Origin of the sequence: Sphingomonas sp. Leaf37, assembly GCF_920939475.1 — a bacterium.
In the GTDB taxonomy this organism is placed as follows: Bacteria; Pseudomonadota; Alphaproteobacteria; order Sphingomonadales; family Sphingomonadaceae; genus Sphingomonas.
In genome coordinates, this window is the sequence record NZ_CAKLAX010000002.1 from 89,515 (window position 1) to 103,188 (window position 13,674).

Sequence of the window (13,674 nt, forward strand, 5' to 3'; positions counted from 1 at the left end):
CATGGCTTCGCCGCGCCACCTCCCCCTGGCCGGGGAGGATTTGGGGTGGGGCTCAGTTCTTGTCCTTGTCCACCAGCTTGTTGGCGCCGATCCAGGGCATCATCGCGCGTAGCTCGGTGCCGACCTTCTCGATCGGATGCGCTGCGGCCTGCTTGCGGCTGGCCTTCAGCTCCGGCTGGCCGGCCCGGTTATCGAGGACGAAATTCTTGACGAAGCGGCCCGACTGGATGTCGGCGAGGACGCGCTTCATTTCCTTCTTGGTCTCGTCGGTGATGATCCGCGGGCCGGTGACGATGTCGCCATATTCCGCGGTGTTGCTTATCGAATAGCGCATGTTGGCGATGCCGCCCTCATACAGCAGGTCGACGATCAGCTTGGTTTCGTGGAGGCATTCGAAATAAGCCATTTCCGGTGCGTAGCCGGCCTCGGTCAGCGTCTCGAACCCGGCCTGGATCAGGTGGGTGATGCCGCCGCAGAGCACGGCCTGCTCGCCGAACAGGTCGGTTTCGCATTCCTCGCGGAAGTTCGTCTCGATGATCCCCGAACGACCGCCGCCGACGCCCGATGCGTACGCAAGCGCGACGTCATGCGCGTTGCCGCTGGCGTCCTGATGGATCGCGATCAGGCAGGGGACGCCGCCGCCGCGGACATATTCGCTGCGCACGGTGTGGCCTGGACCCTTGGGCGCGATCATGATGACGTCGATGTCCTGCGGCGGCTCGATCAGGCCGAAGTGGACGTTGAGGCCGTGCGCGAAGGCGAGCGCCGCGCCGGGCTTCATGTTCCCCTTGAGGTCCGTGTCCCAGATCGCCGCCTGATGCTCGTCAGGGGCCAGGATCATGACGATGTCGGCCCATTGCGCCGCTTCCTTGTTCGACAGCACCTTGAAGCCGGCGTCGATCGCCTTCTTTGCGGTCGCCGAGCCTTCGCGCAGCGCGATCGCGACATCCTTGACGCCGCTGTCGCGCAGGTTCTGCGCATGGGCATGGCCCTGCGATCCGTAACCGACGATGGCGATCTTCTTGTCGGTGATCAGGTTCAGATCGGCGTCGCGATCGTAATAGACCTTCATTGTACTAGTCCCTTTTTGTCATCCCCGCGGAGGCGGGGATCCATACCCGCTGCGGTCAGTGATTATGGATCCCCGCCTCCGCGGGGATGACGAAATTTAGGCCGCCTCTTTACCGCGGCTGATGGCGACGATGCCGGTGCGGGCGACCTCGATCAGGCCGACTTCGCCCATCAGTTCGACGAACTTGTCGATCTTCTCGATCGATCCCGTCACCTCGAAAACGAAGCTGCTGGTCGTCGCATCGACCACACGGGCGCGATAGACGTCGGCCAACCGCAGCGCCTCGATCCGGTGATCGCCAGTGCCGCGCACCTTGATCAGCGCCAGTTCGCGTTCGACGTGCGCGCCCTGTGCGGTCAGGTCGGTGACCTTGTGCACGGGGACGAGGCGGTCGAGCTGCGCCATGATCTGCTCCATCGTCGCCGGCGATGCGCTGGTGACGATGGTGATGCGGCTGACCGACTTGTCGGCGGTGATCTCCGACACCGTCAGGCTCTCGATATTATAGCCGCGCGCGGTGAACAGGCCGGCGATCCGGGCGAGGATGCCTGGCTCGTTGTCGACGATCACCGCCAGCGTGTGGCGTTCGGCTGTTTCGGTCTTGATGTGCATCGCTATCTCGCTCCCCTCCCTTTCAAGGGAGGGGCTGGGGGTGGGTGGCGTCCTGGCGGTCTACTGTAGAGCAGGGTGTGGTCGGCACCGTAATGCGAGCACGCCACCCACTCCCGATCCCTCCCTTGAGGGCACCCATCGAAGTAATACTCGGATGGACCCGACCGGGCGGGGAGCCGCTATCAAACCAGCGCCTTGGCCTCGTCGTCCATCGTGCCGGACACTTCGTTGGCCTGAAGGATCATGTCGGTATGTGCCGCTCCACTCGGGATCATCGGGAAGCAGTTCGCCAGCTTGGCGACGCGGCAGTCGACGATCACCGGGCCGTCATGGTCGAGCATCGCCTGGATACCGTCGTCCAAGTCGGCGCGGTGGTCGATGCGGATACCCTTCCAGCCGTACGCCTCGCCGAGCTTGACGAAATCGGGCAGCGAGTCCGAATAGCTTTCGGCATAGCGGCTCTCATAGGTCAGCTCCTGCCACTGGCGGACCATCCCCATATATTCGTTGTTGAGGATGAAGATCTTGACCGGCAGCCGATATTGCGTCGCCGTGGCAAGCTCCTGAATGTTCATCTGGATGCTGGCCTCGCCGGCGATGTCGATGACCAGCGCCTTGGGATTACCCAGCTGCGCCCCGATCGCGGCGGGCAGGCCATAGCCCATCGTGCCGAGACCGCCGCTGGTCAGCCACTTGTTCGGCTTCTCGAAGCCGAAATGCTGCGCCGCCCACATCTGGTGCTGGCCGACCTCGGTCGTGATGATCGGATCGCGCGCACGCGTCGCCTCCCACAGCGCACGCACGGCGCGCTGCGGCATGATCGCGTCGCCGATCTCCGGGAAATCGAGGCTCTTCTTCGCGCGCCAGTCGGCGATCCGGTTCCACCAGTCGCGCGTATCCGGCTTGGGATGCTGGCGCGATTTCCAGATGCGGACCATGTCCTCCATCGCGTGGCCGGCATCGGCGATGATCGCGAGGTCGACGCGGACGTTCTTGTTCACGCTCGACCGGTCGATATCGATATGGACCTTGCGGCTGTTCGGGCTGAACGCATCCAGCCGCCCGGTGACGCGGTCGTCGAACCGGCTGCCGATCGCGACGACCAGATCGGCCTGGTTCATCGCCATGTTCGCCTCATAGGTCCCGTGCATGCCGAGCATGCCGAGGAACTGGTCGGACGAGGCGGGGAAGCAGCCGAGGCCCATCAGCGTCGACGTCACCGGCGCACCGGTGATCCGCGCCAGCTCGCGCAGCAATTGCGACGCCGCCGGTCCCGCATTGATGATGCCGCCGCCGGTGTACAGGATCGGGCGTTCGGCCGCGGCGAGCATGTCGACGACCTGCTCGATCTGCGTCTGCGGTGCCTTCACCTGCGGGCGATAGGTCTTGTGCTGGATCGGACCGGGCTTCGTGTAGCGCGCGGTGGCGACCTGCACGTCCTTGGGGATGTCCACGACGACCGGGCCGGGGCGACCTGAAGTGGCGATATGGAACGCCTCATGGATCGTCGCGCCCAGCTTCGCCGGGTCCTTCACCAGATAATTATGCTTCGAACAGTGACGGGTGATGCCGACCGTGTCCGCTTCCTGGAAGGCGTCGGTGCCGATCAGCGCGGTCGGCACCTGCCCGGTGATGACGACCATCGGGATCGAATCCATCAGCGCGTCGGTGATGCCGGTGACCGCATTGGTCGCGCCGGGACCCGAGGTGACGAGCACGACGCCAGGTTTGCCGGTCGAGCGAGCATAGCCCTCCGCCGCATGCGTCGCCGCCTGTTCGTGGCGAACGAGGATGTGCTTGAGCCGACCCGACCGGAACATCGCGTCGTAGATCGGCAAGACCGCCCCACCGGGGTAGCCGAACACGACCTCCACGCCGAGATCGCACAGCGCCTCGACCAGGATGTCTGCTCCGCTCTTTTCGCCCACGGTTCGTCTCCACTCATGCTGGACAGGTTCGATGGGAGGGGCGGGTAGACGTGGTACAGGGCCGGGTCAACCCCATTCTTGTAACAAACTTGCGATCGAAGGCGCAATTTGGGTTGAATCTGTCGTCTTGATCCAGTCGTCCGGCGGTTGGTTGCGGAACCACGTATACTGCCGCTTGGCATAGCGGCGCGTGTCGAGTTGCACCTGCGCGATCGCCTCGCGGCGGGTGATCTCCCCCGCCAGCAGCGCGGCGATCGGCGGCACGCCGATCGCACGGCGGATCGGCGCGTCGGCCACGACATCGGTGCGCGCGAGCAGGGCAGCGACCTCCTCGATGGCACCCCCGGCGAACATGGCCTCGCAGCGGACGTCGATGCGGTCGAACAGCGTCTCGCGATCGGGGAGCAGGATAGCCGCGGCGAGCGCGATCGAATCGCCGGTGCCGCCGACGCGCTCCCGCTGCCAGTCGGCCAGCGGGCGACCGGTCGAGCGAACCACCTCCAGCGCGCGTGCGACGCGGGTGGTGTCGGCCGGTGCGAGCCGGGCGGCGGCGGCAGCATCCTCGATGGCGAGCAGGCGGTGCGCCTCGGCCACGGGAAGCGCGCGGACGGCGGCGCGGACATCCGGGTCGATCGCGGGGACGGGGGCGATGCCGTCGAGCAGCGTGCGCAGATAAAGCCCGGTGCCGCCGACGAGGATCGGGAGCTTGCCGGCATCATGCGCCGCGGCGATGGCGATGCGCGCCTCGGCGGCCCAGCGTGCGGCGGAATAGCCGGCGTCGGCGGCATCGACATGACCGAAAAGCCGGTGCGGCGTACTGGCCTCCTCCGCGGCGCTGGGGCGGGCTGTGAGGATGCGCAGGTCGGCATAGACCTGACTGGCATCGGCGTTGATGACGATGCCGTCATGGGCCTGCGCCAGCGCGATCCCCGCGGCGGACTTGCCGCTGGCGGTCGGCCCTGCGATGAGCGCGACCCTCGGTTTTTGGGAGGCAGCGATGTTCACGGCGACGCTCATAGGCGATGCACTCGGCGCAGGCGACCTTTCGGCAGCGGCGGACCGCCTGGCCGCGGCGGGATGCGCACCGGGCGCGGGGGTGTGGCTGGAAGAGGCCATTGCCGCCGACCTGCCGTTCGCCAGCGATGCCGCAGCGGCCCGCGTCGCGCTGGAGGGTGCGTTCGCCCGCACCGACGTGGTGGTCCAGCCGACCGCGACGCGGCGCAAGGCGCTGATCGTCGCCGACATGGATTCGACGATGATCACCGTCGAATGCATCGACGAACTCGCGGATTATGCCGGCATCAAGGCGGAGGTTTCCGCGGTGACCGAGGCGGCGATGCGCGGCGAACTCGACTTCGAGGGGGCGCTGGATGCCCGTGTCGCGCTGCTGGAGGGGTTGGACGAAGCGGTGATCGCGCAATGCCTCGCCGAACGCGTCCACATCATGCCGGGGGCGAAGGCGTTGGTCCGGACGATGCGGGCGAACGGCGCGGAGGCGGTGCTGGTGTCGGGCGGATTTACCCGCTTCGCCGAACCCGTCGCAGCCGACATCGGGTTCGATCGCGCCATCGCCAACGTACTGCTGATCGCGGACGGCAGGCTGACCGGCAAGGTCGCCAAGCCGATCGTCGGCTCCGCGACGAAGGAGGAGACGCTGCTGGCGGCTATAACGACGCGGGGGATCGATCCCGCACTGTCGCTGGCGGTCGGCGACGGCGCGAACGACCTGGCCATGATCAGGCGCGCGGGGCTGGGGGTGGCATACCACGCCAAGCCGATCGTCGCCGCGGCGGCGGGTGCGCGGGTGGATCACGGCGACCTGTCCGCCCTGCTCTATGCACAGGGGTATCGGCGGGCGGACTGGGTCGCCTGACGGCGCCGTGGTGGTGAGCGCTAGGGCGCCACCACCACGCACGACACGCCCGAGGCGGCGCAGGCCTTTTGCGCCGCCGTTTTGGAGGCGAAGCCGCTGGCTTGCAGGCGGATGACGTTGCCCGCCTTTGCGTAGACCGGTTGCGCGCCGGCCAGCTTGCCACGGACGCGGGACCATTGGGTCTGCGCGTTGGCCTGCGTGCTGAAGGCGCCGAGCTGGATTTTCCAGGCACCACCGGTGGCCGGCTTCGGCGCCGGTCGCACGTCCTGCCTGACCATGCGGTCGTTCACCGGCCGATCCGGTGACGGCTGGGGCGGCGGCATCCGCTCGGGCCCACCACGCGGCGGGAGCCTCGTCGGGCGCTGCTGGCCGACCGGCGGACGCGAGGGCGGGACATCGGTGGTCGCGACCGCGGGCCGGCGCGGGCCGGTCGCATCCACGGCCATCATGCCGCCTCTGCCGCCCTGCGCCGGCGCATTGCGGAGGTCGGAGGCGTAACGTTGCGCCAGCGCGGTGCCCCGCTCGCGATCGGCGGGGGTGATGTACTGGTCCATCTGCGCAAGCGTTTCCGAGGCGGACTTGAGACCGGCGCGGGATGCCATCGTCATCAGCGCATAGGCGCGGGGATAGTCGCGGGGCACGCCGTCGCCGTTGAACAGCATCGTGCCGAGCACCAGCTGCCCGCGCGCCTCGCCGCGTTGCACCGACTTCTCCAGCCATGGCGCGGCTTCGGACTTGCGACCTGCCTGGAACAGCGCGAGGCCGTAATTGTCCTCGGCCTGTTGATGGCCCTGCAACGCCGCCTTGCGGAACCAGCTTTCCGCGAGCGCCGGGTCGACCGGCACGCCGCGGCCGAGCTTGTACGCCTGCCCCAGGTTGAACTGTGCATCAGCATCGCCTGCCACCGCAGGTGCGCGCCACTGCGACACCGCAGCGTCGAAGTCGCCGCGGCCCCACGCATCGACGCCCGCCTTCACGTTCTGCGCGGCCGCCGGCGCCGTCATCGAAAGGCCGACCACCAGCATCGCCCCTGCGATCCAACCGGTATTACGCATGCTTGTCACCCTTTTACCCGTCTTTTCCCATCATGCCCCGGCTCGGCCTTCAGGCAAAGCGTCATCGCACATCGGGCTCCATTAACCGCTTCTTAGGCCCACTCTGGCAGGTCTGCTGGCGGGATAGCGGCAATTTTTTTGAAGGGGGCCTATGCGCGTTCTCGCGATGGCATCGCAAAAGGGTGGATCGGGCAAGACGACCTTGTCCGGGCATCTGGCCGTGCAGGCGCAGCTGGCGGGGCACGGCCCGGTCGTGCTGATCGACATCGATCCGCAAGGATCGCTGTCGGAATGGTGGAACGAGCGTACGTCGGAATTCCCGGCCTTCGCCCAGACCACGGTCGCGCGGTTGCAGGCGGATCTGGAAGTGCTCCGCCAGCAGGGTTTCAAGCTGGCGATGATCGACACGCCGCCCGCCATCACGATGGCGATCCAGAGCGTCATCAACGTATCCGAACTGGTCGTCGTACCGACGCGCCCGTCGCCGCACGATCTGCGGGCGGTCGGCGCGACCGTCGACCTGTGCGATCGCGCCGGCAAGCCGCTGATCTTCGTCGTCAACGCCGCGACGCCAAAGGCGCGGATCACCAGCGACGCCGCCGTCGCATTGTCGCAGCACGGTACGGTCGCTCCGATCACGATCCACCAGCGCACCGATTTCGCCGCATCGATGATCGATGGCCGGACCGTCATGGAGGTCGATCCCAAGGGCAAGTCGGCGGCCGAGGTCGCCCAGCTATGGACGTATATCGCCGACCGGCTCGAAAAGAATTTCCGCCGCACCGTATTCAGCGTGCCGACCGTCTCCGGCGGCCCGGGCTTCGGCCAACGACCGGCGGCGAGCGGCTTCGGCCGCCGCGTGGTGGGAGGATGAGCATGTTCGGATCGTCCAAGCCGATGGCATCGCTGTCGTCGGGCCTGCTCGCCCGCAAGGGGCAGGCGCGGCCGGCGATGCGCAGCCAGGCATTCGGCGGCTTCGGCGTCGCCCCGCAGGCGGGCGATGATCTCGGCTGGAACGACATGGGTGGAAGCGAGCCGGTTTCGGCTGCGGTCCCTGTTCCGGCCCCTGTTCCGGCCCCTGTCCTGGCCCCAGTCCCTCGCCCCGCACCGGGCCCGGTCGCGGCGCGCGGTGTCGAACCCGTACCCACCGTGCTGGTGCAGCGCGAACTGCTCGAGGCGCAGATGGTGTCGCCGGAAGCGAAGAAATCCGTGTCCGTCGCCACCGCGACGCGCATCCGGCGTGAGACGCAGCATGGCGGCAAGGCCGCCTTCACGCTGCGGGTCGACGCCGACCGTCACCTGCGGCTGCGCCTGGCATCCGCGATCACCAATCGATCCGCGCAGGATCTGGTGACCGAAGCGCTCGACGCGCTGCTCGGCGCCGTGCCGGAGGTGGAGGCGCTCGTTGCGCAGCTGCCGGTGGCGAAGACGAAACAGTGATGACCTTGGGGGGTAATCCGATGACACCGCGCCTGATCCTGACGTTCGGCATGTCCGCCCTGGTATTGGGCGGGACGATGGTCGGCTGCACCGCCACCAGCGGCCGGATCGCGTCGGCGAGCGACCGCAGCGCGACGCTGGCCGCCAAGGCCGCGTCCCGCAGCGCGGACGACGCCCGCCGTGCGCTGGCAGCGCGTGACGCGATCAAAGCGGTGCCGCTGGCCGAGTCCGCGGTCGCCGCCGCGCCGCAGGATGCGGGCTATCGCATGCTGCTGGGGCAGAGTTACCTGCAGGCGGGACGCTTCGTATCCGCCCGCGATACGTTCGCCGACGTGCTGGCGTTGTATCCTGCGGACGGCAAGGCTGCGCTGAACCTCGCGCTGGCGCAGATCGCGACCGGCGACTGGGCGACGGCACGCACGACGCTGAACGCCAATGCCGCGATCATCCCGGTCGGCGACCTCGGCCTCGCCACGGCGCTGGCGGGCAATCCCGCGGGCGCTATCGAGATGCTCAACGCCGCGGCGCGGGCGCCGGGCGCGGGTGCGAAGGTGCGGCAGAATCTGGCGCTCAGTTATGCGCTGGCCGGCGAATGGAGCATGGCGCGGGTGGCTGCTGCCGCCGATATGTCGCCTGCCGACGTCGATGCCCGGATGGAACAATGGGCCGCGTTCGCGCAGCCGAAAGGTGCGGCGGATCAGGTTGCCAGCCTGCTCGGCGTGACGCCGGTGGCCGATAGCGGTCGACCGGTCGCGCTGGCGCTCAACGCTGCCGTTCCGGTGACGCCGGCACAGGCCGACGAGCCGGTGCAGACGGCGCTTGCCGTGCCCGCCGAGGCGCCGGCTCCGGTGGAGACGCCGCAGGCACAGTTCGCCAAGGTCGTGGCGTCCGGCGTGACGTTCGGTCCCCGGAACGAGGTGGTACAGCCGCTGCCGACGATGCTGATCCGCGCCGAAGCCCGGCCGACGAAGCTGGCGCTGGTCCGTACCCCGGCCAATCGCATCGTGCAGATGGTGCCGGCGGCCAAGCCGTTCGTCCGCACGTCGACCGGCGGCGAATGGTTCGTGCAGATCGGCGCGTTCAGCAACGTGGCGGTCGCCAAATCGGGATGGAGCACCGCGACGCGTCGCTTCGCCGCCTTGTCCGGGCACCAGCCGACCGGAACCAACTTCGCTGCCCGGCAGGGCTCGCTATACCGCCTGTCGGTCGGTGGGTTCTCGCGTGGCGAAGCCGATCGGATGTGCCGCGCATATCGTTCGAAGGGCGGCAATTGCTTCGTTCGTCGCGAAGCCGGCGATCGGATGGCGCAGTGGCTGAAGACGCCGATCCAGATGGCGTCGCGCTGACGCGCCATTCCCGCGGGGCGGGCTAGCGTCCCGGCCCCGCAGGTCCGCGCGTCAACGAACCTCCCGGCCGCCTTTCCAGACGCGGAGCACCCGTCCCTGCACGGGCAGGCCATCGAACGGGGTGTTACCCTCCGAACCAACGAAGGTCGTGCCGTCGATCTGCCAGGGCGTCTCGGCGTCGAACAGCATCAGGTCGGCGGGTTTGCCGGCCTCCAGCGTCCCGGTATCGAGTCCCAGCACCCGCGCCGGGTTGACCGCCAGCAGCGCCAGCAGCCGTTCGAGCGGCAGCAGGCCGTCGCGGACCAGCATCAATCCGAGCGGCAGCAGCGTCTCGGCCCCCGCCATGCCCGCCGCCGAATCGGCGAAGGGCAGGCGCTTTTCCTCCGGACCATGGGGATCGTGGCCGGAGCACAGCACGTCGATCGTGCCGTCCCTCACCGCCGCAAGCGCCGCCTGCCGGTCGCTTTCGCTCCGCAACGGCGGAGAGAGATGGGCGTAGGTGCGGAAATCGCTCATCGCGATGTCGGAGAGGTGGAGGTGCGCGGGCGTGATGCCGCAGGTGACCTTCACGCCGCGACGTTTGGCGGTGCGGATCAGGTCGAACGCGGCGGCGGTCGTCACCTGACGGATGTGGAGCCGGGCACCGGTTTCCTCCGCCAGCATCAGGTCGCGCGCCACCGCCAGCGCCTCGGCGACAGCGGGGGCGGAAGGCAGGCCCAGCCTCGTCGCGGTTTCGCCATCGGTCGTCACAGCGCCGGTGGTCAGTCCGCCATCCTCGGCGTGCGTCACCACGGCCACGTCGAGGTCGCGGGCGTAGGCGAGCACGCGCAGCATCACGCCGCTGTCGGCGATCCAGTGCCGGCCGGTGCCGACCGCTTTGGCTCCGGCGGAGGCACAGACCGCCATCTCCGCCAGGTCGCGACCGTCCAGCCGCTGCGTTGCGGCGGCGATCGGGTGGATCCACAGGTCGGGCTTGCCGATCAGCGCGGCGCGCTGGACCATACCCGGATCGTCCAGCACGCGCGCGCCGTCGGGCATCAGGCCGACGCGGACGATGCCGCCGGCGCGGAACGCGGCGCGGTCGATCCTGAAAACGCCGAGGTCGACGATGCCCGGAGCCAGCGTCGAACCCTCGCAGTCGATCACCGTCGCGCCCTCGGGCACGTCGCCGTAGCCGGTGACGACACCGTCTTCGACCAGCAGCGACACGCCGATCTTCACGCCGCCGACGGGGCAGGCGAGGCGGGCGTTGCGGAATGCGGTGACGCTCATGCCCAGCCCTCCACGCCGCGCGCGCGCCGGGTCAGCACGTCCAGACACGCCATCCGCACCGCCACGCCCATCTCAACCTGTTCCGTGATCGCCGATTGCGGCCCGTCCGCGACGCTCGAATCGATCTCGACCCCCCGGTTCATCGGGCCGGGGTGCATGACCAGCGCGTGCGGAAGCTTCGCGAGCCGTTCGGGCGTCAGGCCGTAGCGCATGCGATACTCGCGGCTGGAGGGAATGTAGCCGCCGGCCATCCGCTCGTTCTGCACGCGCAGCATCATCACCACGTCCGCTCCGACCAGCGCTGCGTCGAAATCGGTGAACGGCGTCACTCCCATGCGCTCGATTCCGACCGGCATCAGGGTGGACGGCGCGCAGACCCGCACCTCCGCCGCCAGCGCGGTGAGCGCGAGGATGTTCGACCGCGCGACCCGGCTGTGCAGCACGTCGCCGCAGATCACCACGCGCTGTCCGGCGATGCCGCCCTTGCGGCGGCGGATCGTCAGCGCATCGAGCAGCGCCTGTGTCGGATGCTCGTGCCGCCCGTCGCCGGCGTTGAGCACCGGGCAATCGACCTTGTCCGCGATCAGCCGCACCGCACCGCTCGACATATGCCGGATGACGATCACGTCGGCGCGCATCGCGTTCAGCGTCTGCGCGGTGTCGATCAGCGTCTCGCCCTTCTTCACGCTCGACGTCGCGGCGTGCATGTTGACGACGTCCGCGCCCAGTCGCTTGCCCGCGATCTCGAAGCTCAGCAGCGTGCGCGTGCTGTTCTCGAAAAAGGCGTTGATCTGGGTCAGGCCGGCGAGCCGCTTGTCGGGCGCGGCATGGCTGCGGTTCGCCTCCACCCACGTCTCCGCCTCGTCGAGCAGGAACGCGATCTCATGCGGCTGGAGCCCGTCGATGCCGGTGAGGTGCCGGTGCGGGAAGACGGCGCCACCCTGGATGAGGGTGGCGGGGCGGTGATCTGAACGCTGCATCAAGCGCGCGGAGTAGCGGCGGCGCGGGATGGGGGCAAGCGGGTGCGGCCGTTCGCGGCTGGTCTGGCCGCCGCTAACGGAGAGCCGCGGACGCGCGATTGCCGCCAGCGACGCAGGAGGCTACCGGCGGGTCATGGCAAAAGCGGATAGGTTGGCACGGCTCGACGCGCGTCGGCTGGAGCTTGAGGCGGATTACGCCGAGGCGTTGATCGCGGCGCTGCGGCGCGCGGCCGCGGGCAAGCCGGGGCTGTTCGGGCGGGATGGCGATCGGGCGTCTCGCGCGACGTTCGCGGCGGCCCTCGCAGAGCTTGGCGAGATCGGCACGGCGATCGACGGCGCACGGGACCAGCTCGGGTTGCCCCCATTCGTGTTGCAGCAGGACTTTCTGGCGTCCCGCGGGCCGGTCGGGCCGCAGGCGGCGGGGGAGCGCAAGCAGGCGCAGGCGTGGCTGGATCGGCTGGACGCCGACGGCGCGGTGCGTACCTGAGGCAAGCCTCGGTCTACCCGTCCTGCACCATCACCAGCGCATCGATGGCGGCCTGCAGGATATGCGCCGCCGCAAGGTTGTCGATGCGTTCCGCCCGTTTGGCGCGGCTCATGTCCTGTTCGATCATCGTGCGCTCGACCGCGACGGTAGACCAGCGTTCGTCCCACAGCAGGATCGGCAACCCCAGATCTTCGCAATTCTTCGCGAACGCGCGGGTGGACTGACTGCGCGGGCTTTCGGTGCCGTCGAGGTTGAGCGGCAGGCCGAGGACCCAGCCGCGGACGTGTTGCGCGGTCCCCAACGCTACCAACGCTGCCTTGTCCTTGGTGAACTTGGTGCGGCGGACGAGCTCTGCGGGGCTGGCGAAGCTCCATCCGGCGTCGCACAGAGCGGTGCCGATCGTCTTCGTACCGAGGTCGAGGCCGAGCAGCCGCCCGCCCGCGGGTAGCGCTTCGCGAAAGACGGCGCGGTCGAGGGTGATCATGTGCCGGAGCCGAATGCGGCCAGCCGGCGGCTGGCGTCGGCGCGGACGTTGGCCCAGAACAGGCTGTAATCGTAGACGTGGTAGTTGTTGCCGGGAAGGACGTAGCCGCCGACCTCCGGTGCGTCGCCGATCAGCAGGAACCCGCGCGGGCCGCAATGGGCGGGGACCTTGCCGGCGGCGATCGTCGCCGTGGTCAGGTCGGCGGAGGGATAGAGCGTGCCGAGGTTCGCGCTGGCCGGCGCATCCGCCCCGGCCGTGCCGGTCAACGGGTTGGTGCAGACGATCGGGCTATCCTTCCGGGCGCGGCCGTCGAAGCCCTTCGTCTGGTCGTAGACGTCGGTGATCATCGATGGGTCGGCGGGTTCGGCAAAGCTTTCCCACGACAGCAGGCAGCGTGCCTGATCCGCTCGCGTGCATTCGGCCATGCCGAGCGCGGCGAGATCGGTTGTTCGCGATACCGGCCAGCCGACCACGTACGCCGCGACGATGCGGCTTGCGATCGGCTTGCCGGCGATCTCTTCGCGCAGCAGGCGGGTGAGGTGGAGCGCGCCCTGGCTGTGCCCGGCGAGGATGATCGGGCGCTTCGGATCGACCTGCCGGACGAACGCGGCAAACGCTGCCGATACGTCGCCGTACGCAAGGTCGAGCGCGCGATTGGCATCGGCGACGCTGGTCAGGAACGCGCCGAACGTCGCCTGGCGATAGCGGGGCGACCAGATGTCGCCGGCGGCGTTGAAGGCGCTGGCCTGCCCGCGCAGGAAGATCGCCGCGCGGGCATTGGTCTCGGCATCGTTCAGCGCGGCGTTCCAGTGATCGCGGCCGATGTAGGATGTCGGGTGGATGAAGAAGACCGCGGCTTTCGGCTTCGCCTCGGGCTTATAGCCGGCGGGGGTCCAGAGCGCGGGATTGCCGGGGATGTCGGGTCGGGCGATCCACATCGCCTTGTCGGCGTAGACCCGTGGATCGACGCCAGGCTGCGTCTTGAACGATTCGGACGGGACGAGCGCCATGCGCAGGATCTGGTTGCCGTAAAGGCGATAGGCGAGCGCGCCGGCGATGACGAGCGCGATCAGGAACGCGAAGACGTAGAGGAATTTGCGGGCCAAGGCGTCTGGGTTCCGGACG

Annotated in this window: 14 protein-coding genes; 5 read left to right on the forward strand and 9 right to left on the reverse strand. The window is 68.6% G+C overall.

Features of this window, described 5'->3' with window-relative positions:
* Positions 1 to 52: 52 nt before the first annotated feature.
* From ilvC to miaA, 4 genes are all read right to left on the reverse strand, one after another.
* Positions 53 to 1,072, reverse strand: a complete 1,020-nt coding sequence (ilvC, locus tag LRA87_RS05640) for a ketol-acid reductoisomerase (protein ID WP_230629959.1) — start codon at positions 1,070 to 1,072, stop codon at positions 53 to 55.
* 96 nt (positions 1,073 to 1,168) lie between these two features.
* Positions 1,169 to 1,684: an acetolactate synthase small subunit gene (gene ilvN / locus LRA87_RS05645; RefSeq protein ID WP_230629961.1), complete on the reverse strand. Its 516-nt coding sequence runs from the start codon at positions 1,682 to 1,684 to the stop codon at positions 1,169 to 1,171.
* Between the two features lie 182 nt (positions 1,685 to 1,866).
* Positions 1,867 to 3,612 carry an acetolactate synthase 3 large subunit gene (locus LRA87_RS05650; RefSeq protein ID WP_230629963.1) on the reverse strand — a complete coding sequence of 582 codons (1,746 nt, stop codon included), beginning with the start codon at positions 3,610 to 3,612 and terminating at the stop codon, positions 1,867 to 1,869.
* 66 nt (positions 3,613 to 3,678) lie between these two features.
* A complete protein-coding gene (gene miaA / locus LRA87_RS05655) occupies positions 3,679 to 4,629 on the reverse strand; it encodes a tRNA (adenosine(37)-N6)-dimethylallyltransferase MiaA (RefSeq protein WP_443024840.1) in 951 nt (316 codons plus the stop codon).
* Between miaA and serB the strand changes: the two genes are divergently transcribed.
* The gene (gene serB, locus LRA87_RS05660) at positions 4,610 to 5,485 is read left to right on the forward strand and encodes a phosphoserine phosphatase SerB (protein ID WP_230629966.1); all 876 of its coding nucleotides are present in this window, start codon (positions 4,610 to 4,612) and stop codon (positions 5,483 to 5,485) included. The genes miaA and serB overlap by 20 nt on opposite strands.
* Before the next feature lie 20 nt (positions 5,486 to 5,505).
* On the opposite strand, the gene LRA87_RS05665 is transcribed toward serB, so the two are convergent.
* A complete protein-coding gene (locus LRA87_RS05665; RefSeq protein WP_230629968.1) occupies positions 5,506 to 6,540 on the reverse strand; it encodes an SPOR domain-containing protein in 1,035 nt (344 codons plus the stop codon).
* Between the two features lie 151 nt (positions 6,541 to 6,691).
* Here LRA87_RS05665 and LRA87_RS05670 point away from each other — a divergent pair, with 151 nt between their 5' ends.
* Genes LRA87_RS05670 through LRA87_RS05680 form a run of 3 tightly spaced genes read left to right on the forward strand, consistent with a single transcriptional unit; the run spans position 6,692 to position 9,326 of the window.
* Complete coding sequence (locus LRA87_RS05670; RefSeq protein ID WP_230629972.1) at positions 6,692 to 7,414, forward strand: ParA family protein; 723 nt, start codon at positions 6,692 to 6,694, stop codon at positions 7,412 to 7,414.
* Positions 7,411 to 7,980 (forward strand): hypothetical protein, encoded by a 570-nt coding sequence (locus tag LRA87_RS05675; protein ID WP_230629974.1) that lies wholly within the window; start codon positions 7,411 to 7,413, stop codon positions 7,978 to 7,980. Before LRA87_RS05670 ends, LRA87_RS05675 begins: the two co-directional genes overlap by 4 nt.
* A gap of 20 nt (positions 7,981 to 8,000) precedes the next feature.
* On the forward strand, positions 8,001 to 9,326 hold the full coding sequence (locus LRA87_RS05680; protein ID WP_230629976.1) for an SPOR domain-containing protein: 1,326 nt from the start codon (positions 8,001 to 8,003) through the stop codon (positions 9,324 to 9,326).
* Between the two features lie 51 nt (positions 9,327 to 9,377).
* Here the strand turns inward: LRA87_RS05680 and LRA87_RS05685 are convergent, their stop codons facing one another.
* Together LRA87_RS05685 and LRA87_RS05690 are read right to left on the reverse strand one after the other, a co-directional pair.
* The gene (locus tag LRA87_RS05685) at positions 9,378 to 10,598 is read right to left on the reverse strand and encodes a dihydroorotase (RefSeq protein ID WP_230629977.1); all 1,221 of its coding nucleotides are present in this window, start codon (positions 10,596 to 10,598) and stop codon (positions 9,378 to 9,380) included.
* Positions 10,595 to 11,578, reverse strand: a complete 984-nt coding sequence (locus LRA87_RS05690; protein WP_230631156.1) for an aspartate carbamoyltransferase catalytic subunit — start codon at positions 11,576 to 11,578, stop codon at positions 10,595 to 10,597. Before LRA87_RS05690 ends, LRA87_RS05685 begins: the two co-directional genes overlap by 4 nt.
* A 133-nt stretch (positions 11,579 to 11,711) precedes the next feature.
* Here LRA87_RS05690 and LRA87_RS05695 point away from each other — a divergent pair, with 133 nt between their 5' ends.
* Entirely contained in the window at positions 11,712 to 12,065 is a 354-nt protein-coding gene (locus LRA87_RS05695) for a hypothetical protein (protein WP_230629979.1), read from the forward strand.
* Positions 12,066 to 12,078: 13 nt separating this feature from the next.
* On the opposite strand, the gene ruvX is transcribed toward LRA87_RS05695, so the two are convergent.
* Positions 12,079 to 12,549, reverse strand: coding sequence for a Holliday junction resolvase RuvX (ruvX, locus tag LRA87_RS05700; protein WP_230629981.1), 471 nt, complete (start codon positions 12,547 to 12,549; stop codon positions 12,079 to 12,081).
* The gene (locus LRA87_RS05705) at positions 12,546 to 13,655 is read right to left on the reverse strand and encodes a DUF3089 domain-containing protein (protein WP_230629983.1); all 1,110 of its coding nucleotides are present in this window, start codon (positions 13,653 to 13,655) and stop codon (positions 12,546 to 12,548) included. Before LRA87_RS05705 ends, ruvX begins: the two co-directional genes overlap by 4 nt.
* Positions 13,656 to 13,674 lie beyond the last annotated feature (19 nt).